This window comes from Methylomicrobium agile, from assembly GCF_000733855.1.
In the GTDB taxonomy this organism is placed as follows: Bacteria; Pseudomonadota; Gammaproteobacteria; order Methylococcales; family Methylomonadaceae; genus Methylomicrobium; species Methylomicrobium agile.
The window spans coordinates 1,867,757-1,885,955 of record NZ_JPOJ01000001.1 but is presented as its reverse complement, the minus strand read 5'-3'; the positions used below and the strand labels follow the sequence as shown (position 1 = coordinate 1,885,955).

Here is an 18,199-nt window from a genome sequence, read left to right as displayed (position 1 = left end):
TTGCTGCGGATAAAGCCCGCCCTGCAGATCGACTTGCTCGAAAAAGTGAAGGCCGGTTCCATTACCCTTATCCTTTGGCCATTCCGAACAGGTTTTTAATTTTTTTCATTTGGCTTTTCGCGGAATCTGACTCAACGGCATCCGGGGAGGCGGGCGCAGCGGGTTCAGCCGCACGGGATTCGACAGGCTCCGCTTTCGCCTCGGCGGCTTTTTGCCTGGACAATCCCAACAGGCCCTTCATTTTACCCAACGGGTCCTGCACGGAGCCGGCCGAAGGTTGCGGCTGCGGCTCGGGCCGCGTTTCGGGCGGAATTTCCGCCGCGGAATAACGGGTTGCCTCGGCTCTCTCGACGGGCGCGCCGGATTCCGGTTTGGATTCCGGTTGAGACTTGCCGAACAGGCCCTTCAATTTGCCGGCAAAACCGGCTGCCTGCCCCTTGGACGCGGATTGCGCTTCCGCTTTTGTCGGGACGGCTATTTCCGGTTGGTAATCCCAATCCGGCAGCACGATCGCTTGCGGCTGATCCGGCGCCCCTGCCGCCTGCTCGATCGCCGCCGGAGCCGGGATCACGGCGGCTTCGGCTGCCGCAGGCAGGGAAGCCGGGGTAAATGCCACAAGCTCCGCAGGCGCCTGGGGAATGATCGCTTCAACCAGTGACGACGCAGCCGCCCGAACCGGTTCGGGATGAATTTCCGGCAGAACCTGCTCGGCTTCCGCAACCGGCTCAGGATGAATTGGCGCCGGAGCCGGTTCGGCTCCCTGACGGGTTTCTACCGCTTTTTGCAGCCGGCCCAGTTCGGCCTCCATCGCCGCCAGCTTTTCCGCCATTTGCTGCCGTTGTTTTTCCGTATCGTCCCACTCCAGGCGCTGCCGTTCGAGTTCCGTGAGCCGCGCCGATTGGGCGCTATGTTTTTCGAGAATTTCGGCGACCTGCCGTTCCAGGCCGGTGATTTGAAGCGTTTTCTCGGCCAGCGTATTCTGCAGATTGTCGATGATCGCCTCTTTTTCGGCGCGACGCTCCTTCTCGGTTTGATAAGATTGCTGCAGCTCGGCTTTGGCCTGCCGCTCAACGCGCAAAGAGTCCGCCAATTGGGTAACAATCCTCTCATGCTGCTGCCACAAATCCTCGGACACCAGATCTTCGCTGACCGCGGGCACAGGTTGTTCGCCTACATCGAAACCGGCCGCCAGCGCCTGAACCGTGCCGGAAATCTGCTGATTGCGCAGCACCAGGCGCTCCTGCAGACCGGCGGTCTGTTGCTGCGTCATCGAAAGCTGGTCCGCCAGCTCGGCGCGCGCCTTCTCGCTGGCGGCCGCCCTTCTTTTGAGCGGCACCCTCCTGATCATGCCGACGAGGGAGGCCAGCAGCGCGGTGGCGAGTACCAGGGCCGCGGCAAACAACGGGTTGCCAAGCGCAAGTTGCGCCCACTCCAGCAAAGTGGCTTTTACGACGGGTAAGAATTCTTGCATAATTATTTCCTCATTCAAAAGAGCGTTCATGTGCAGCGGATTGGGGCATTTATTTTTTATTCTTGGACGCCCGCACACGGGTAAGTATCCGTCCGAACAGACAAACTATCGAATAACCGTCCTCGTTTCCCCGCTCCCCGGATTCACGATTCCGGCTATATTTCGGCCTCAGGATTTTCAGGGCGCCCGAAGCGCACCGACACGAGAGTTTTTCGACAGCCTTTCGTTCCGACAGTCATTTGGCGATCTCCCTTGCATTTATCGTTATTCGTCGAGATCGCGGCATTCGTATTCATCATCATTTCATTGATAGTCCTCCCCGAACGTTGCCAGCCGCCTTGTATACCACACCTTCACGGCATGCTTCAATGATTCCGGCTTTTTCTCCGCCGCGGGCAGATGCCGAAGAGACTTGCCGAAAACAGGCCAAATGAGCCTGCGCCCGTTTGACAACGGCTTTCTTGTCCAGTAATTTCCCTCATTTTGTAACTTAAATGAATACGGTATGAATACGATGAATCCGAAACACGCCGCGGAGCTTTTATTCGAGGGACCGCTTGCCGAAGAATACGGGATGCTGGCGGTGATTTGCCCGTCCGCGGCGGAAATAAGCCGCCGCGTAGGCGAATACGTCGACGGCTGGATGCCGCCTTATCCCGAGGCCTCGCTGAATCTGCTCGAAATCGGTTCGGGCACCGGCATCACTACCGCCTGCCTGCTGGCCAGCCGCAAGGTTGCGCTTGTCGAAAGTGTCGATAATGCGCCCGCGATGCTGGCGCAGGCGCGGCATAACCTGGCCGCAGCACTGGCCGCAAAACGGCTGCGGCTGATCGAGCGCGATGCGCTGTCGCATTTGCAGGCAACGCCGGATGCCTCGGTTGATGCCGTCGTCAGCGCGTACACGCTGCACAATTTTTTGTACGGCTACCGGCAAAGCGTGCTGAAAGAAATCCTGCGCGTACTGAAACCCGGTGGCCTGTTCGTGAACGGCGACCGTTACGCGCTCGACGATGCCGCCGAACATCTCAAAAGCACCCAGGCAGAGGTCAGGCATTATTTCCGGGTGTTTACCGAACTGAAGAGGCACGATCTGCTGGAGCAATGGATCGTCCACCTGTTCAGCGACGAGTCCGAGGAGCACATCATGCGCCTTCAGCCGGCGCTGGAAATGATGGCCGACACCGGTTTCGCAAACACGCGCCTGCATTTTCGGGACGGCGCAAATGCGCTGGTCAGCGCGGTCAAACCGGCATGATCCGGCCGCGAGCCCTCTCCCGGCCAAAACGTCTCGTTTGACCGTCCCGCCAACTCGGGGCGAACGCTTTTTTGAAACAGGGTTATAATCGGCGAAATTCAATACGGGTTAAGAGCTAAAGGCTGTCATGCTGTGGGAGCAGCCTAATTTAAAATCCCCCCCCTTTTTCAAAGGGGGGGGGAAGCGGCATTGTCAAACGTTATTTGGTTGTCGACGTGGTCAATGCTCAACTGAGCGGGACAGGTTATAAACCCCGTCCCCACTGTTTGAAAATTCTCCGCAAACATAAAATCATCCTCCCTGTCCACCCCGCTTTAAACGTTACGGACGGGATCAATATCCCGTCCGGGCCTGAAACAAGGTAGGATGGGTAGAGCGAAGCGAAACCCATCAATCGGAGAAGTACTATAATAGCTATCCACGATGGGTTTCGCTTCGCTCTACCCATCCTAACAGACTACAGACTGGCGACATCCCCCTTTGAAAAGAGAGCGATTCTGCCGGCAACATCCCCCCTTTGAAAAAGGGGGGCAGGGGGGATTTGCTCTGCATAGTTGATGGAGCAACGCCGATGCAGTGCTTAATTCGCATTTCAATGCCACGGAAGGCTTGCCTTTTTGCTCCGTTGATTGAAAGGTCCTCCAAATGAAGCCTACACTGCAGCGCCTGGAATCGATCGACATGATGCGCGGACTCGTGATGGTTCTGATGGCGCTGGACCATACCCGCGATTATTTCTCGAACGCGATGTTCAATCCGGTCGATCTGAGCCGGACCGATGCCGCCTATTTTTTGACGCGCTGGATCACGCATCTGTGCGCGCCCACCTTCATGCTGCTGGCCGGCGCCGGCGCGTTCTTGTCGACCTACCGCAAAAACCTGACGCAAACGCAGCTTTCCGCTTATCTGGCCAGCCGCGGGCTCTGGCTGATCGTATTGGAATTGACGCTGGTGCGTTTCGGCTGGACGTTCAACTGGGATTACAGTTACGCGCTCGGCCAAGTGATCTGGGCGCTGGGCTGGTCGATGCTGGCGCTGGCCGCGCTGGTCTTTCTGCCGCGCCGGGCGATTGCGCTGTTCGCGGTGCTGCTGATCGCCGGCCATAACGCCTTCGACGGGATTCACGCCGGCAATAGCCCCCTTCCCCGTTGGCTGTGGATACTTCTGCACGAACCGGGCACATTCGAATTCTGGCCCGGCCGTTCCTTCGATTCGCTCTATCCGCTGATTCCCTGGATCGGCGTGATGGCGGCGGGCTATTGCCTGGGGCCGGTGTTTCTCGAACCGAACAGAAAAACCGTGCTGTTCCGGCTGGGCCTTTTATGTCTCGGATTGTTTCTATCGCTGCGCCTCGGCAACTTCTACGGCGATCCCCAGGCCTGGGCGCCGCAAGAAAACGCGCTGTTTACGCTGTTTTCGATCCTGAATTTCCAAAAATACCCGCCCTCGCTGCTGTATTTGCTGGCAACGGCGGGCCTGATGTTTATCGGCCTGGCGTTTTTCGAGGGGTTCAAGCCGGAACCCATCCGGCGCCCGTTGCTGACCGTCGGCAAGGCGCCGTTATTTTTCTATCTGCTGCATATCTATCTGATTCATGGCGCGGCTCTGGCCGTCACCCGCTACCGGCAACTGCCAGCCAACTGGCTGCTGACCGGTTCCGCCGAAAGGCCGTACCCCGAAATGCCTTCCCCCGAATTCGGCTACGACTTGCCGATGGTTTACGGGATCTGGCTGGCATTGCTGTTGCTGCTGTATCCCTGCTGCGACGCTTTCATCCGAATCAAACGCCGATACCCGCATCTTGCCTGGCTGAGCTATTTCTAACTACAGCGTGGCGGCAATTCGGCCGGTCACCACCGATGCCACCCCCGAAACGGCCAATAAAGAATTCGATCTACGGGAAATATTCCGAAGCTTTGCGGTCGAACGATCGGAGTGAATTTAATTCGCGGCATTGAGACCGGAAGAAGAGGTTCTGCCGCATCACTAAATCTCTCGCTTCGTCACTTTTTCTAAAGGGCGCCGATGCACGATTCAGGATCCGAATATCGACATTGCGTTGCGGCCGGGAGCGCTTTTTTTCCGCTTGCCTTTGGAGGTATGCCGGACATGGCGATGGCGGCCGAAGCCGCGCCGCTGAACTATTTTCTGCATAGCGATGGCCCGGCCTCCCTGCCCACGATGCACCTCGGATGGGTGTTTACGGCCGTCGTGGTCGCGGTTTTGGCGATTATCGCGCTGCTGCTGGCGGGCGCCTTGTTTCGCAAACGCACGCTGGCGGCCCCTCGGACGGTCGGCCGCGAAAACGAGGGCATGCGCTGGATCTACATCGGCACCGGCCTGTCCACCGCGGCGCTGTTCGCGCTCGCCGTCTATATGCTGATCACGCTGGATAAGGTCGCCCAACCTACGCAAACCCCGGCATTGGCGGTGACAGTCACCGCTTACGACTGGTGGTGGAAGGTCGAATACGACGATGACGACCCCAGCCGCCGCTTTGTCACCGCGAACGAAATCCATATTCCGGTCGGCCGGCCCGTGCGGGTCAGACTGCAAAGCGCCGATGTGATTCATGCGTTTTGGGCGCCGCGGCTGGCCGGAAAAACGCAAATGATTCCCGGCCTGCAAAACCGGCAATGGCTCCAGGCCGACGCCGAAGGCATTTATCGCGGGCAATGCGTGCAGTTTTGCGGCCTGCAGCATGCGCACATGGGGTTCGAAATCGTCGCGCAAAGCCCGGTCGCTTTCCAGGCATGGCAGGACGCCCAGCGCAAAGCGGCCGCACCCGCTTCAGAGCCCGATGCCGCCGCCGGCCGGAAGTTTTTTATCGAGCAGTGCGCCGGCTGCCATTCGGTACGCGGCACTGATGCGGGAGGCAAGCATGCGCCCGATTTGACGCATCTGAACTCCCGCCGAATGCTGGCGGCGGGATTGTTGACCAATACGGCCGAACACCGGATCGAATGGATCACCCGTGTCCAGGCTCTCAAGCCGGGCGCCCGCATGCCCGCTTTCGCGCTGACACCCGGCGAAACGGCCGCATTGTCGGCATTTTTATCGACCCTCGATTAGGAGCGCTGGCTATGAAGGACGCAGTCGAAACCCCACCCGATCGCACGCTCGCACGCATCCCCGAAGTCGGCAGCGCTCCGATCGGCTCGGACGCGGAAAGATACCTCTCCGAACTGTGGGAATCGCCCCCCGGCTGGCGCGGCTGGCTGTCGACGGTCGACCATAAGGAAATCGGCCTGCGCTACCTGGTCACTTCGTTTATTTTTTTGCTGATCGGCGGGGTTGAAGCGCTGATCATGCGCGTGCAGCTCGCCGGGCCGGACCGGCACCTGTTGACCCCGGAACAGTACAACCAGCTCTTCACGATGCACGGCATTACGATGATTTTCCTGTACGCGCTGCCGGTGCTGTCCGGGTTTTCCAATTACCTGTGGCCGCTGATGCTGGGCTCGCGCGACATGGCGTTTCCGCGCCTGAATGCGCTTTCTTATTGGCTGTTCCTGTTCGCCGGCCTCTTTCTCTACGCCAGCTTTCCGTTAGGGGAAGGGGCCAATGCCGGCTGGTTCAACTATGTGCCGCTGTCCGGCCCGGAATATAACACCGGCCCGAATATCGACGTGTATGCGCTCGGCATGGTGCTGCTCGGCATTTCGACGACGGTCGGCGCGGTCAATTTCATCGTCACGCTGTTCCGGATGCGCGCGCCCGGCATGTCGATCGACAAGGTGCCGATCCTGGTCTGGGGCACGCTGACCGCGTCGGTCGCCAACCTGTTCGCGGTGCCTTCGGTCAGCCTCGCTTTTTTCCTGTTATGGCTGGACCGGCAGAACGGCACGCATTTCTTCGATCCGCTGAACGGCGGCAAGCCGATGCTCTGGCAGCACCTGTTCTGGATGTTCGGCCATCCCTGGGTCTACGTGATCGTGCTGCCCGCGATGGGGATCGTTTCGGATGCGCTGCCGACGTTCTGCCGGCGCCCGCTGGTCGGCTATGCGGCGGTGGCGTTGTCGACGATGGCGACGATGCTGCTCGGTTTCGGCGTGTGGATTCACCACATGTTCGCGACCGGCCTGCCGGCGCTGGCGATCTCGTTTTTCGGCGCGACCAGTCTGGCGATTTCGATCCCGAGCGCGGTCGCGGTATTCGCCTGGATCGCGACGATCTGGCTCGGGCGGCCGGTATTCCAGACGCCGTTTCTGTTTTTTGCCGGGTTCGTCCTGTTGTTCGTGATAGGCGGCCTTTCCGGCGTGATGACGGCGGCGGTACCGCTGGATTTACAGCTGAACGATACCTATTTCGTGGTGGCACATCTGCATTACGTGTTGCTCGGCATCAACGTGTTTCCGGTCATCGGCGGCGTCTATTACTGGTTCCCGAAATTCTGCGGCCGGATGATGAACGAAACCTGGGGAAAATGGAGCTTCTGGGTGCTGTTCATCGGCTTCAATCTCGGCTTCTTTCCGATGCATGTGGCCGGCCTGTTGGGCATGCCGCGGCGGATCTATACCTATGCCCCGAACATGGGCTGGAACACCGTCAACCTGATCACTTCGATCGGCTCGTTCGTGTTTGCGGCCGGCGTTCTGATCTTTCTGGCCAACATTGCCGTCAGCCTGAAGCGCGGCGCCCTGGCCCCGCAGAATCCTTGGGACGCGCCCACCCTGGAATGGGCAGTGCCTTCTCCACCGCCGCCTTACAATTTTGCGGTGATTCCTTTGATCGCCAGCCGGCATCCGTTATGGGAGGACCGGCTCGATGCCGCGGAAGGCCGTTCGAATCTTCAGACAGGCTATTTATTGATGGACGGGCGGGAAACGCTCGGAACGACGGCGCTCGACGCGGTTCCGGACGTGATTCTGAAAATGCCGGACGATACTTATGCGCCGTTTTTCCTGGCATTGTTCAGCTCCTTGGGATTCGCGGGCCTGCTGCTGGACTGGAACCGATTTACTTTTCTGATGACGGCTGCCGCCGGCCTGTCGCTGGTCGCCTGGATGTGGCCCAGGCAAAAACTGGTCCAGCGGGTGCCGGGCGTTAGCCGTGTAACGGAGGCGGGCCGTGGCTGAGGCGCTGACGACGTCGGAAAAACCGTTGCCGATCGGCAGCGCGGGCAAACGCTCGGGCGGCTGGTGGGGCGTGATGGCGCTGATCGCAACCGAAGGTGCGCTGTTCGGCTACCTGCTGTTTTCTTACTTCTATCTGGCGTCTCAAACCGAGCGGCACTGGCCGCCGGAAGGGTTGCCGAGGCTGCTGGTGCCGGGGATCAATACCGTCATTTTATTGTCCAGCAGCGTCTTCGTTTGGGCAGGCGAACGCTGCTTGCGGTTGAGACAGCCGCGCCGTAGCTTGGCGGCGATGGTCGCCGCGTCGCTGCTCGGTGCAGGCTTCGTGGCGATCCAACTGGGCGAATGGCACAACAAACCCTACGGCCTGGCGTCGAGTTTGTACGGCTCGCTGTATTTCACGATCACCGGCTTTCATCTGCTGCACGTAGCGGTAGGGCTCGTCATGCTGGCGCTGCTTGCGATCTGGATCGCGCTCGGTTATTTCGATCACCGGCGCCATGCCGCGGTCACGATCGGCGGCCTGTACTGGCACTTTGTCGATGCGGTCTGGCTGTTCGTGTTTTCCGCCTTATATCTCTTTCCGTATTTGGGTTAGTCAAGAACGATGAATCCGATATCCGAATTGGAAGTTCCGGCTCGCCGGCAAAACAGGCTGAGCACAGTGCGTATCTTGCTGGGCTTGTTCGGGGCGCCGGCGGCGTGGACGGCACAGCTCGTACTGAGCGAGCCGCTGGCCGCTTATGCCTGTTATCCCTACCGGACGCCGCTGTCCGCGCCGCTTTGGGCGGAGTTGCCCTGGCTGCTCGCGGCGATCAATGTGGCCTGTATCGGCCTGGCGCTGTTTTCGGGAAGCATGGGCTGGCGCGCGTGGCGGCTGGCAGCGCGCCGGCCGCCCGGAACCGGCGGATTTTCCTCCGAATCGGGTAAAGCGCGGAACCGCTTTTTGGCAACGCTCGGCCTGATGTCGAGTTTTATCTTCATCGCGGCGGTCATTTTCAATGCCTGCGCACTATTGCTGGTGCCGCCGTGCGGCTCGCCGTCGTGATGAACCGGTCATTCGCAACCCTCTTCGCCGCCGGCGCGGCCCTGTGCATCGGGCTGGCGGCGATCCCTCAGATCGAAGCGGCGGACATGAGCCGGGGCGCCTATCTGGCCAAGGCCGGCGACTGTATTTCCTGCCATACGGCCGGGCCGGAGGCGGCGCCTTACGCGGGCGGGCTGCCGATCGAATCGCCTGTCGGAATCATTTATTCGACCAATATCACCCCGGATCCGGTCCACGGCATCGGCCGCTATACGCTGGACGATTTCACGCGCGCGGTCCGCGACGGGATCGCCAAAGACGGCAGGAGGCTCTACCCCGCGATGCCTTACACATCCTTTACCGCGCTCAGCGATGAAGACATCCGTGCGCTTTACGATTATTTCATGCATGAAGTCGGCCCGGTCAGCTCCGCGCCGCCGGAAACCCGGCTGCCTTTCCCGTTTAACCAGCGCGTCGGCCTGTTTTTCTGGGATTTGGCTTTCGTCGAGCACGCACGCTTCAAGCCGAATGAAAAACGGAGTGCGGAGTGGAACCGCGGTGCCTATCTGGTGCAGTCGCTCGGCCATTGCGGCGCCTGCCATACGCCGCGCGGGTTCGCCTTTCAGGAAAAAGCCTATTCGGAAGCCTCGCCGCATTATTTGAGCGGTGCCGTGATCAACCACTGGTATGCGTCGAACCTCCGGGGAGACCCGGCCTCCGGACTCGGACGCTGGCGGGAAGCGGACATCGTGGAATTTCTGCGGGTCGGACATGGCGGAGGCGCGATGGCGTTCGGCAGCATGACCGACGTGGTCGAAAACAGCATGCAGTATCTGCGCGACGACGACTTGAAAGCGATCGCTCTTTATTTGAAGTCGCTTCCCGCCCGCGGCGAAGACGCCTCGTATCGGCCCGAGGGGCCGGAGGTCGCGGTCAAGCTCGCGGCGTTACAACGCGGCGAAGTCGAACGGCCGGGCGCGGGCCTCTATGCGTCGTTTTGCGCCAAATGCCACCGGCTCACGGGGGAAGGGAAGCCCGGTCATACTCCGAAACTGGCCGGAAATTCGCTCGTGCTGGCCGACAACCCGACCTCGCTGATCCGGCTGCTGCTCGAAGGCGCCGAGCCCCCGAAAACCGTGGCCACACCGAAACCCCATAAAATGCCGGGGTTCGCCGCGAAATTTACCGACGGGCAAATAGCCGAAGTGCTGAGTTTCATCCGCAGCAGTTGGGGTAATGCCGCTTCGCCGGTCACGACCCGCCAGGTGGCGACTTTGCGCCGTGCCTTGCGGAAAACGCCCTGACAGGCTTTTGCGGAGCTTGTTATCCCGGTTACCGGTAATTGAAATCCGCCATCGCCTGCCGGATTTCCTCCTGGGTATTCATTACGAACGGTCCGTAACCCGCGATCGGTTCGGCGATCGGCTCGCCGTTCATCACCAGCAGTATCGAATCCGAAACCGCGTTCAGCTCGATACGGTCGCCCCGGTTTTCGAAAAAGGCCAGTTCCGCCTCGTTCAGCATGGCTTCGCGGTTGATTTGCAGGCACCCGTGCAGAGCAAGCAGGATCGTCGTGTAGTTTTCGGGCAGGTCGAGGGCGAGAGTTTGTCCGGCCGACAGTCTGAGGTCCCATAAATTGACCGGCGTGTAAGTATCGGCCGGGCCTTTTACGTCCTGATAGCTGCCGGCGATCACCCTGATCAGGCTGCCTTTCCCGTCCAGCCTGACTTCCGGAATCTGCGCCTTCGCGATCGCCTGATAATGCGGGTCCACTTGCTTGTATTGGGCGGGCAAATTCACCCAGAGCTGTATCGCTTCGAAGGTTCCTCCCTGCCGGGTAAACGCGGCCGAGTGCATTTCCTGGTGCATCAGCCCTTTTGCCGCGGTCATCCACTGCACCTCGCCGGGGCCGATCAAACCGCCATTGCCGGCGGTGTCGCGGTGTTCGACCTCGCCCTGGTACAGGATCGTGACCGTTTCGAAACCGCGATGCGGATGGAATCCCACGCCTCGGGGTTTGGATGCGGGAGGAAATTCGGCGGGACCGGCATAGTCCAGCAGCAAAAACGGGCTGACCTCGGCGTCGGGCGTCGCGTAAGAGAACAGCGTCCGCACCGGAAATCCGTCGCCGACCCAGTGAAACTGGCCTTTTCTGACGATTCGATGAAGCTTTTTCATGCGGCGCTCCTTTGGTGGAAAGCATCAATTCGCGCGAGACAGCCCGTACGTGACGGGTAATGTATCCTTGGTTTCCCGGTTGATTCGATAAGTTCCGGAGAAACGACCGTAAAACCCTTGGCGCGATAACGGTCAGCGGTTGCGCGCCGAATTCCGCCCAATCCGCGGCAGCTTGACGGCAGCAATTTTTGTCATTATCTTGCCGGCAACCGGATTTTTCCGAACCGTCTGCCTTTTGAGGAAAGCCCAGTGGATGCCCTAGCCAACAATATCCCCCCCGTTGCCCATGCGATTCAGCAAGCCGTTGCCCCGGTCTTTCTGCTGACCGGCATCGGCTCGATCTTGAGCGTGCTTGCCGGACGTCTCGGCCGGGTGGTGGACCGTTACCGTCTGCTGAACAAAATGGAAGGCGATGCGCTGCGGCAGCACCATGACGAGATGCGCACCTTGTCGCAGCGGGCGCTCTGGAACCATTGGGCAATCTCCTTATGCACCGTCTCGGCCCTGTGCATCTGCCTGTCGATCGCGGCGCTGTTCATCGGCGCCGAGTTGCGCGCGGATCTGTCGGGTACGGTGGCACTGCTTTTCGTCGCGGCGATGCTAACGCTGATCGGCGGCCTGTTGTGTTTTCTTCGCGAGATCGCGTTGGCAACCGGGGTGATTGAGGTTCGGAAGCTTTAGTTTTTCGTTCCAACCCGGCGCCTCCGACGAAGCGTCGGGCATGGCGATACGCTCCGGGGGTGTCTCGCGGCGGCGAATCCGATACGCTCTGCACTGGAGAACAGAACCGCCGGCTCGGTTTCATTTCTCGTATTGAAACAAGATTACGTTTCACAAGAAACATCATCGAAACAAAACGTCCGCAAAAAACCTGCCTCGCACGAAGGCCGGCGGCGAAAACCGGGATTCCGGAATCGTGGCATGACCCTTGCATTATGTTTCTTCGAGAGCAAAGCCAATGCTTATTCGTCATCCTCATCCTCGCCTTCTCCGGAATGGCTCCGTCCGCGAAGGAGAAGGCCCTTTTTTGCCGGCTGCGGCTTTACGTCGGGAGCCGAATTTGCACTGAACGCCTCGCAGCCGATTTTGTCTTCGGTAAGTTACGCTGAAAATCCATTCGAGACTCGCCATGCCGAAACTTCAGGGGTTATTTCGCCGCCGTAAAAAACCGGACGGCTCCGGCAATGCCGATTTGGCGCGCGATCTTTCGATAGCGCTATGTATCAAATTTTGTTTGCTGGGCATTTTATGGTGGGCTTTTTTCGCGGGGAAGAAAGTTCCGGTTGATGCGGGCAGCGTAGCGCAAGCCCTGCTGAATCCTTCAATGAACCGTTTACAGGAGAAACCCTGATGATTGTCGATGAGGTCGTCGAACTGTCGCGGCTGCAATTCGCGCTGACCGCAATGTATCATTTTCTATTCGTGCCGTTGACGCTCGGGCTATCGTTTTTGCTGGCGATCATGGAGTCGGTCTATGTGATGACCGGCCGGCTGATTTACAAGGACATGACCCGCTTCTGGGGCAAGCTGTTCGCGATCAATTTCGCGATGGGCATAATGACCGGCATTACGCTCGAATTTCAATTCGGCACCAACTGGGCTTATTACTCGCACTATGTCGGCGATATTTTCGGCGTGCCGCTGGCGATCGAAGGCATGATGGCGTTCTTCCTCGAATCGACCTTCGTGGGTTTGTTCTTCTTCGGCTGGGACAAGCTCGGCAAATTGCAGCATTTGTGCACGACCTGGCTGTTGGCCCTGGGCACCAGCCTGTCGGCACTGTGGATTCTGATCGCGAACGCCTGGATGCAGCATCCGGTCGGTGCCGCCTTCAACTACGACAGGATGCGGATGGAGCTGAGCAGTTTCGAAGATCTGTTTTTCAGCCCGGTCGCGCAGGTCAAGTTCGTGCATACGGTGGCGGCGGGTTATGTGACCGGCTCGATGTTCGTGCTCGGGATCAGCGCTTATTACCTGCTGAAAGACCGCGACAGCGCCTTTGCGCGGCGCTCGTTCCGGATCGCGGCCGGCTTCGGCCTGGCCTCGGTACTGTCGGTGATCGTGCTCGGCGACGAAAGCGGCTATACGGTCGGCGAAGTGCAAAAAGTCAAGCTCGCCGCGATCGAAGCCGAGTGGGAAACCGAAAAGCCGCCGGCATCGTTCACGCTGATCGGTTTTCCGAACGAGGAAACGATGCACACCGACTACGCGGTCAAATTTCCCTGGGTGATGGGCCTGATCGCCACGCGCTCGGTCGACGAGCCGGTACTCGGACTAAAGGAGATACTGAATACGAATCGCGAACGGATCAAGAACGGAATCATTGCGTACGAAAACCTGCAGATCATCCGCCAGGATAAAAACAACGCCGCCGCCAAAGCGCTTTTCGAGACTCATAAGGCCGATCTCGGCTACGGCTTGTTGCTGAAACGCTATGCGCCGAACGTCGTCGATGCGACAGAGGAGCAGATCGAAACCGCGACCCGCCGGTCGGTGCCGAAAGTCGCGCCGATTTTCTGGAGTTTCCGGATCATGGTGTTTTGTGGCGTCGCGATGCTGTTCATCTTCGCGGCGGCATTTTATTTCAATGCCAAACACACCGCGCATGCCCAACGCTGGCTGCTGCGCTTGGCGTTTTACGGCATTCCGCTGCCGTGGATCGCTTCCGAACTGGGCTGGGTGGTGGCCGAATACGGCCGGCAGCCCTGGACCATCGCCGAAATTCTGCCGACCCATCTGAGCAGTTCGAGCCTCAGTGCCGAGCAACTGTATCTGAGCCTGGCGGGTTTCGGGTTTTTCTATACGGTGCTGCTGGTCATCGAATTGTTACTGATGGTCAAATACATCCGCCAGGGACCGAGTAGCCTGCATACCGGCCGCTATCATTTTGAACGGGAGCAAGGCCATGCTTGATTTCGAAATTTTGCGGCTGATCTGGTGGGGCATTCTGGTCTTTCTGGTGTGCGGCTTCGCGGTTCTGGACGGTTTCGACTTCGGCATCGGCATCCTGCTGCCGTTCGTCGGCAAGACCGACGACGAACGCCGGGTTATGCTGAATACGATCGGGCCAACCTGGGAAGGCAGCCAGACCTGGCTGATCACCCTGGGCGGCATCAGTTTCGGCGCCTGGTCGATCGTATACGCGGCATTTTTCTCGGGGCTTTATACCGGCTTGCTGGTGCTGCTGTTCGCGTTGTTTTTGCGCCCGGTCGGGTTCGACTACCGGAGCAAGCTGCCGGATCCGCGCTGGCGCAATGCCTGGGACTGGGCCTTGTTCGTCGGCGGCCTGGTGCCGGCGACGGTACTGAGCCTCGCGGCCGGCAACCTGATCGTGGGCCTGCCGTTCCAGCTCACCGATGAACTGCGATCGGTTTACTCGGGCGGCTTCTGGGACTTGTTCCGGCCTTTTCCGCTGCTGTGCGCCGCCACCGGCGTCGCCCTGTTCACGTTGCACGGGGCGGTGTTTTTGCACTGGCGCACCGAAGGCGCACTGGCGGAGCGCGCGCTGCGGGTGATCCGCCGGAGCAGCCCGCTATTCGCGGCCGGTTTCGTACTGGCCGGCGTCTGGGTCGGACTCGACGTGGATGGCTACCGGATCGTTTCGCCGATCGACACCTCCATAGCCGCAAACCCCTTGGCCAAAACGGTCGTCAAGGCGCCGGGCCTATGGCTGAACAATTACCGCCTCTTTCCCTGGCTGGCCGCGGCGCCTGCAGTCGTACTGGCCGGTTCCTGGCTGGTCGTCAAGTGCAGCGCGGGAAACCGTCACGGGTCGGCATTCGTGGTCAGCAGCCTGATGGTGATCGGCGCGGTCGTGACGGCGGGCGGTTCGATGTTTCCGTTCATCATGCCGTCGAACACCCATCCGCACAGCAGCCTGACGGTCTGGGACGCAAGTTCGAGCCAGTACACGCTGCAATTGCTGCTGGCCGCCACGGCAGTGCTGATGCCGATCGTGCTGGCTTATACGATCTGGGTATACCGGGTATTGCGCGGCAAGGTGACGGTGGAGCACATCCGCGGCAACGAACATACGCTTTATTAGGAGGTGCATCATGTGGTATTTCGCTTGGATATTGGGTGTGAGCTTGGCCTGCGCGCTGGCGGTGATCAACGCCATGTGGCTGGAACTGGACGACAACGCCGAACAGGACGAGTGATTTTCAGAATTATTGCCGACATTTCGGCCTTTTACGATCGGTTAAAGCGCAAATCAGCTTGAAAACTCGTTGACAATTTAGTAGAATTCGCAGTCTTTTTTATTGTTCCTTTAAAAGCAAGACCGAACTTACGATGAAAACATTTAGTGCAAAACCTGCAGAAGTTAAGCGCGATTGGTACGTGGTTGATGCGGAAGGGAAGACGCTTGGCCGTCTTGCTTCTGAGATTGCACGTCGTCTGCGCGGCAAACACAAGCCCGAATATACGCCGCATGTGGATACCGGGGATTACATCATTGTCGTGAATGTCGAAAAAATCGGCGTGACCGGCAACAAAGAAAAGGACAAGCTGTATCATCACCACACCGGCTATATCGGTAATCTGAAAACCGTCAGCCTCGGCAAATTGAGAAAAACCTACCCGGACCGCATCCTGACCACCGCCGTCAAAGGCATGCTGCCGAACAACCCGCTCGGCCGCGCGATGTTCAAGAAGTTGAAGGTCTATTCGGGCCCGGAACACAATCATCAGGCGCAACAGCCCAAAGTTTTAGAATTTTAAGCGAGTAACCCATGGCAGCAGCTCAATATTACGGAACAGGTCGTCGTAAAAGTGCAGTAGCACGGGTTTACGCCACCAAAGGCACCGGCAAAATCACTATCAACCAAAAATCGATCGAAGAATACTTCGGCCGCAAGACCGATCAGATGGTCTCCCGTCAACCGCTGGAATGCGTGAAGATGGAAGGCGAATTCGACGTCAACGTGGTCGTCAAAGGCGGCGGCCCATCCGGCCAGGCCGGTGCGATCCGTCATGGCCTGACCCGCGCCCTGATGGAATACGACGAAACCTTGCGCCAAGCCCTGCGTAAGGCAGGCTACGTCACCCGCGACTCGCGCGTGGTCGAACGCAAGAAAGTCGGCTTGCACAAAGCCAGAAAACGTCCGCAATACTCCAAACGTTAAGCTTTCGGGCATCTTGCGGGTGGCCCGGCCGCTCATCGAAAAAGGCTGCATTTCATTCGGATGCAGCCTTTTTTATTGCTTGAAATTACCGAAAAACTAGATAGTGTCGTCACAAGATAAGTCTTTGTCAGGTATAATACGGAGATTGTCGTTGCTGATGAGATTAAAGAGCCATGTCCCAACCTGCCCACCGCCGCCATGACATTTCCGATACGGTTTGGAGCTTACTGGAACCCCATCTGCCCGGCCGTGCCGGGGCCTGGGGCGGAAAAGCGCGAGACAACCGCTTGTTTATCAATGCGGTCTTCTGGATTTTGCGTACCGGTGCGCCATGGCGCGACCTGCCACCTGACTATGGCGATTGGAAGAACACCCATCGCCGGTTTTGCCGTTGGCGAGATCACGGCGTCTGGGAAGCCCTGTTGGAACAGTTGGTCACCGAACCCGACTATGAATGGTTGATGATTGATGCCAGCCACATCAAAGTCCATCCGCATGCGACCGGCGCGCAAGGCGGCAATCAGGGCATGGCGGTCACAAAAGGGGGCTCAACAGTAAGATACATCTGGCCGTGGATGCGCATGGTATGCCGGTCAGAATCCTTATTACAGCAGGTACCACAGCAGATTGTTCGCAGGCTTCAGCCTTGATCGAAGGCGTGGATGCTCAGTACTTATTGGCGGACAAAGGCTACGATAGCGATGCTATCGTAGCCCAAGCCGAAGCAAATCAGATGACGGTGGTCATTCCGCCACGCCGCAATCGAAAACAACCCCGCGACTACGATCGCGACCTGTACAAACTGCGGCATTTAGTAGAAAACGCGTTCTTGCACCTCAAGCGCTGGCGAGGTATTGCCACACGCTATGCCAAGAACACCGCATCGTTCCTGGCCGCTGTGCAGATCCGGTGCATCGCCCTGTGGACAGCTATCTTATGACGACACTATCTAAATCATTCTCAAATCCGCCCGGATTGTGGGCGGCTGTCATCATTTCGTAAAATTTACGCCGTATAGTATTCGGTTCGCTGCAAAACACCTCAATGAAAATTTCCATCGTCGTTCCTGTCCATAATGAAGCCGGCAATATTTTGCCGCTGATCGAAGAAATAGAATCCGCCATGACACAAGCCGAAGCTTATGAGATCATTTACGTGGACGACGGCAGCCGCGACCGGACCGAAACCGAACTGAAAGAAGCCATGCGGCACTACAAGGCATTGCGCGTGATCCGGCACCGGCAAAGCTGCGGCCAAAGCACGGCGGTCCGCACCGGTGTGAAGGCTGCGGTTTATCCCTGGATCGCCACGCTGGACGGTGACGGACAAAACGATCCCGCCGACATTCCCCGTCTGTACGAGACCTTGCTTGAAAAGAGCCGGAACAACGCCGACTTGTGGATGATTGCAGGCTGGCGCAACAAGCGCTACGATTCGAAATGGCGCCTGTTCTCGTCCAAATTCGCGAATGCGGTCAGATCCACGCTGCTCGGGGACAATACGCCGGATACCGGCTGCGGCCTGAAAGTCTTCGCCAGGGAGAAATTCCTGGAACTGCCTTATTTCGACCACATGCACCGGTTTTTGCCGGCACTGGTGATTCGGGCCGGCGGCGCGGTCGTTTCCGAACCGGTCAATCATCGGCCGCGCGGCGTAGGCGTTTCCAACTACGGAACGCTCGATCGCCTGTGGGCGGGCATCACCGATCTGCTGGGCGTGATCTGGCTGCAAAAACGCGCAAAATTACCGGAGACCCACGAAATTGAACTTGGATAAAGAAACCCTTTGGCTGGCTGTCGGCTTTCTGGGCCAGGCCCTGTTTTCCGCCCGCTTTCTGGTGCAATGGATCCAGAGCGAAAAGCAGAAAAAAAGCGTGTTCCCGATCGCCTTCTGGTATTTCAGCATCGCCGGGGGCATCACCCTGCTGGCCTATGCGGTTTATCGGCAAGACCCGGTTTTCATTCTCGGCCAAGCCAGCGGCCTGTTCATCTATCTCCGCAACCTTTATTTCGTGATCTACGAACGCCGGCAGCTCAACACCTGAGTGTCCACCTGAATCCGCCCGGC

Annotated in this window: 19 protein-coding genes; 17 read left to right on the top strand and 2 right to left on the bottom strand. The window is 58.7% G+C overall.

What is annotated here, in order from left to right; genetic code table 11:
* Nucleotides 1-67: 67 nt before the first annotated feature.
* Complete coding sequence (locus CC94_RS22270) at nucleotides 68-1,471, bottom strand: hypothetical protein (RefSeq protein ID WP_005369100.1); 1,404 nt, start codon at nucleotides 1,469-1,471, stop codon at nucleotides 68-70.
* A 505-nt stretch (nucleotides 1,472-1,976) separates the two neighbouring features.
* Here CC94_RS22270 and CC94_RS0109040 point away from each other — a divergent pair.
* From CC94_RS0109040 to CC94_RS0109010, 7 genes are all read left to right on the top strand, one after another.
* A complete protein-coding gene (locus CC94_RS0109040) occupies nucleotides 1,977-2,726 on the top strand; it encodes a class I SAM-dependent methyltransferase (RefSeq protein WP_005369097.1) in 750 nt (249 codons plus the stop codon).
* 645 nt (nucleotides 2,727-3,371) lie between these two features.
* The gene (locus tag CC94_RS0109035) at nucleotides 3,372-4,550 is read left to right on the top strand and encodes an acetyltransferase domain-containing protein (protein ID WP_005369095.1); all 1,179 of its coding nucleotides are present in this window, start codon (nucleotides 3,372-3,374) and stop codon (nucleotides 4,548-4,550) included.
* Nucleotides 4,551-4,751: 201 nt separating this feature from the next.
* Nucleotides 4,752-5,798, top strand: a complete 1,047-nt coding sequence (locus CC94_RS0109030) for a cytochrome c oxidase subunit II (protein WP_245619724.1) — start codon at nucleotides 4,752-4,754, stop codon at nucleotides 5,796-5,798.
* A gap of 11 nt (nucleotides 5,799-5,809) precedes the next feature.
* Nucleotides 5,810-7,804: a cytochrome c oxidase subunit I gene (gene ctaD / locus CC94_RS0109025; protein WP_031430564.1), complete on the top strand. Its 1,995-nt coding sequence runs from the start codon at nucleotides 5,810-5,812 to the stop codon at nucleotides 7,802-7,804.
* Nucleotides 7,797-8,399: a cytochrome c oxidase subunit 3 gene (locus tag CC94_RS0109020; RefSeq protein ID WP_031430562.1), complete on the top strand. Its 603-nt coding sequence runs from the start codon at nucleotides 7,797-7,799 to the stop codon at nucleotides 8,397-8,399. The genes ctaD and CC94_RS0109020 overlap by 8 nt, the downstream gene beginning before the upstream one ends.
* A 9-nt stretch (nucleotides 8,400-8,408) precedes the next feature.
* Nucleotides 8,409-8,849: a hypothetical protein gene (locus CC94_RS0109015; RefSeq protein ID WP_036303857.1), complete on the top strand. Its 441-nt coding sequence runs from the start codon at nucleotides 8,409-8,411 to the stop codon at nucleotides 8,847-8,849.
* Nucleotides 8,831-10,132, top strand: coding sequence for a cytochrome c (locus CC94_RS0109010; RefSeq protein WP_245619723.1), 1,302 nt, complete (start codon nucleotides 8,831-8,833; stop codon nucleotides 10,130-10,132). The genes CC94_RS0109015 and CC94_RS0109010 overlap by 19 nt, the downstream gene beginning before the upstream one ends.
* A 28-nt stretch (nucleotides 10,133-10,160) precedes the next feature.
* Here CC94_RS0109010 and CC94_RS0109005 read toward each other — a convergent pair whose 3' ends face one another.
* Nucleotides 10,161-11,006, bottom strand: coding sequence for a pirin family protein (locus tag CC94_RS0109005; protein WP_005369079.1), 846 nt, complete (start codon nucleotides 11,004-11,006; stop codon nucleotides 10,161-10,163).
* 249 nt (nucleotides 11,007-11,255) lie between these two features.
* Here CC94_RS0109005 and CC94_RS0109000 point away from each other — a divergent pair, with 249 nt between their 5' ends.
* The 10 genes from CC94_RS0109000 (at nucleotide 11,256) to CC94_RS0108945 (ending at nucleotide 18,176) form a co-directional block, all read left to right on the top strand.
* Nucleotides 11,256-11,687: a DUF2721 domain-containing protein gene (locus tag CC94_RS0109000; protein WP_005369077.1), complete on the top strand. Its 432-nt coding sequence runs from the start codon at nucleotides 11,256-11,258 to the stop codon at nucleotides 11,685-11,687.
* 448 nt (nucleotides 11,688-12,135) lie between these two features.
* A complete protein-coding gene (cydP, locus tag CC94_RS0108990; protein ID WP_031430558.1) occupies nucleotides 12,136-12,357 on the top strand; it encodes a cytochrome oxidase putative small subunit CydP in 222 nt (73 codons plus the stop codon).
* Nucleotides 12,357-13,919, top strand: a complete 1,563-nt coding sequence (locus CC94_RS0108985; protein WP_031430557.1) for a cytochrome ubiquinol oxidase subunit I — start codon at nucleotides 12,357-12,359, stop codon at nucleotides 13,917-13,919. The genes cydP and CC94_RS0108985 overlap by 1 nt, the downstream gene beginning before the upstream one ends.
* On the top strand, nucleotides 13,912-15,051 hold the full coding sequence (cydB, locus tag CC94_RS0108980; RefSeq protein ID WP_005369072.1) for a cytochrome d ubiquinol oxidase subunit II: 1,140 nt from the start codon (nucleotides 13,912-13,914) through the stop codon (nucleotides 15,049-15,051). Before CC94_RS0108985 ends, cydB begins: the two co-directional genes overlap by 8 nt.
* A gap of 10 nt (nucleotides 15,052-15,061) precedes the next feature.
* Nucleotides 15,062-15,166 carry a cytochrome bd-I oxidase subunit CydX gene (gene cydX, locus CC94_RS22990; RefSeq protein WP_005369070.1) on the top strand — a complete coding sequence of 35 codons (105 nt, stop codon included), beginning with the start codon at nucleotides 15,062-15,064 and terminating at the stop codon, nucleotides 15,164-15,166.
* Nucleotides 15,167-15,299: 133 nt separating this feature from the next.
* Nucleotides 15,300-15,728 (top strand): 50S ribosomal protein L13, encoded by a 429-nt coding sequence (gene rplM, locus CC94_RS0108970; RefSeq protein WP_005369068.1) that lies wholly within the window; start codon nucleotides 15,300-15,302, stop codon nucleotides 15,726-15,728.
* A gap of 11 nt (nucleotides 15,729-15,739) precedes the next feature.
* Nucleotides 15,740-16,132: a 30S ribosomal protein S9 gene (gene rpsI / locus CC94_RS0108965; protein WP_005369067.1), complete on the top strand. Its 393-nt coding sequence runs from the start codon at nucleotides 15,740-15,742 to the stop codon at nucleotides 16,130-16,132.
* Nucleotides 16,133-16,305: 173 nt separating this feature from the next.
* Nucleotides 16,306-17,072 (top strand): IS5 family transposase gene (locus CC94_RS25455; protein WP_157203341.1). Its coding sequence is split into 2 segments (ribosomal slippage): nucleotides 16,306-16,681 and nucleotides 16,681-17,072, totalling 768 coding nucleotides; the frame shifts between segments, so codons are not numbered across the junction.
* Between the two features lie 104 nt (nucleotides 17,073-17,176).
* Nucleotides 17,177-17,908, top strand: coding sequence for a glycosyltransferase family 2 protein (locus tag CC94_RS0108950; RefSeq protein ID WP_005369065.1), 732 nt, complete (start codon nucleotides 17,177-17,179; stop codon nucleotides 17,906-17,908).
* The gene (locus tag CC94_RS0108945; protein ID WP_157203410.1) at nucleotides 17,901-18,176 is read left to right on the top strand and encodes a lipid-A-disaccharide synthase N-terminal domain-containing protein; all 276 of its coding nucleotides are present in this window, start codon (nucleotides 17,901-17,903) and stop codon (nucleotides 18,174-18,176) included. The genes CC94_RS0108950 and CC94_RS0108945 overlap by 8 nt, the downstream gene beginning before the upstream one ends.
* The last annotated feature ends 23 nt before the right edge of the window (nucleotides 18,177-18,199 follow it).

Bases quoted from the DNA above. Each gene is read 5' to 3' on its own strand.
- CC94_RS22270 (WP_005369100.1), bottom strand. From the start codon at position 1,471: ATGCAAGAATTCTTACCCGTCGTAAAAGCCACTTTGCTGGAGTGGGCG.
- CC94_RS0109040 (WP_005369097.1), top strand. From the start codon at position 1,977: ATGAATACGATGAATCCGAAACACGCCGCGGAGCTTTTATTCGAGGGA.
- CC94_RS0109035 (WP_005369095.1), top strand. From the start codon at position 3,372: ATGAAGCCTACACTGCAGCGCCTGGAATCGATCGACATGATGCGCGGA.
- CC94_RS0109030 (WP_245619724.1), top strand. From the start codon at position 4,752: ATGCACGATTCAGGATCCGAATATCGACATTGCGTTGCGGCCGGGAGC.
- ctaD (WP_031430564.1), top strand. From the start codon at position 5,810: ATGAAGGACGCAGTCGAAACCCCACCCGATCGCACGCTCGCACGCATC.
- CC94_RS0109015 (WP_036303857.1), top strand. From the start codon at position 8,409: ATGAATCCGATATCCGAATTGGAAGTTCCGGCTCGCCGGCAAAACAGG.
- CC94_RS0109005 (WP_005369079.1), bottom strand. From the start codon at position 11,006: ATGAAAAAGCTTCATCGAATCGTCAGAAAAGGCCAGTTTCACTGGGTC.
- cydP (WP_031430558.1), top strand. From the start codon at position 12,136: ATGCCGAAACTTCAGGGGTTATTTCGCCGCCGTAAAAAACCGGACGGC.
- CC94_RS0108985 (WP_031430557.1), top strand. From the start codon at position 12,357: ATGATTGTCGATGAGGTCGTCGAACTGTCGCGGCTGCAATTCGCGCTG.
- cydB (WP_005369072.1), top strand. From the start codon at position 13,912: ATGCTTGATTTCGAAATTTTGCGGCTGATCTGGTGGGGCATTCTGGTC.
- cydX (WP_005369070.1), top strand. From the start codon at position 15,062: ATGTGGTATTTCGCTTGGATATTGGGTGTGAGCTTGGCCTGCGCGCTG.
- rplM (WP_005369068.1), top strand. From the start codon at position 15,300: ATGAAAACATTTAGTGCAAAACCTGCAGAAGTTAAGCGCGATTGGTAC.
- rpsI (WP_005369067.1), top strand. From the start codon at position 15,740: ATGGCAGCAGCTCAATATTACGGAACAGGTCGTCGTAAAAGTGCAGTA.
- CC94_RS0108950 (WP_005369065.1), top strand. From the start codon at position 17,177: ATGAAAATTTCCATCGTCGTTCCTGTCCATAATGAAGCCGGCAATATT.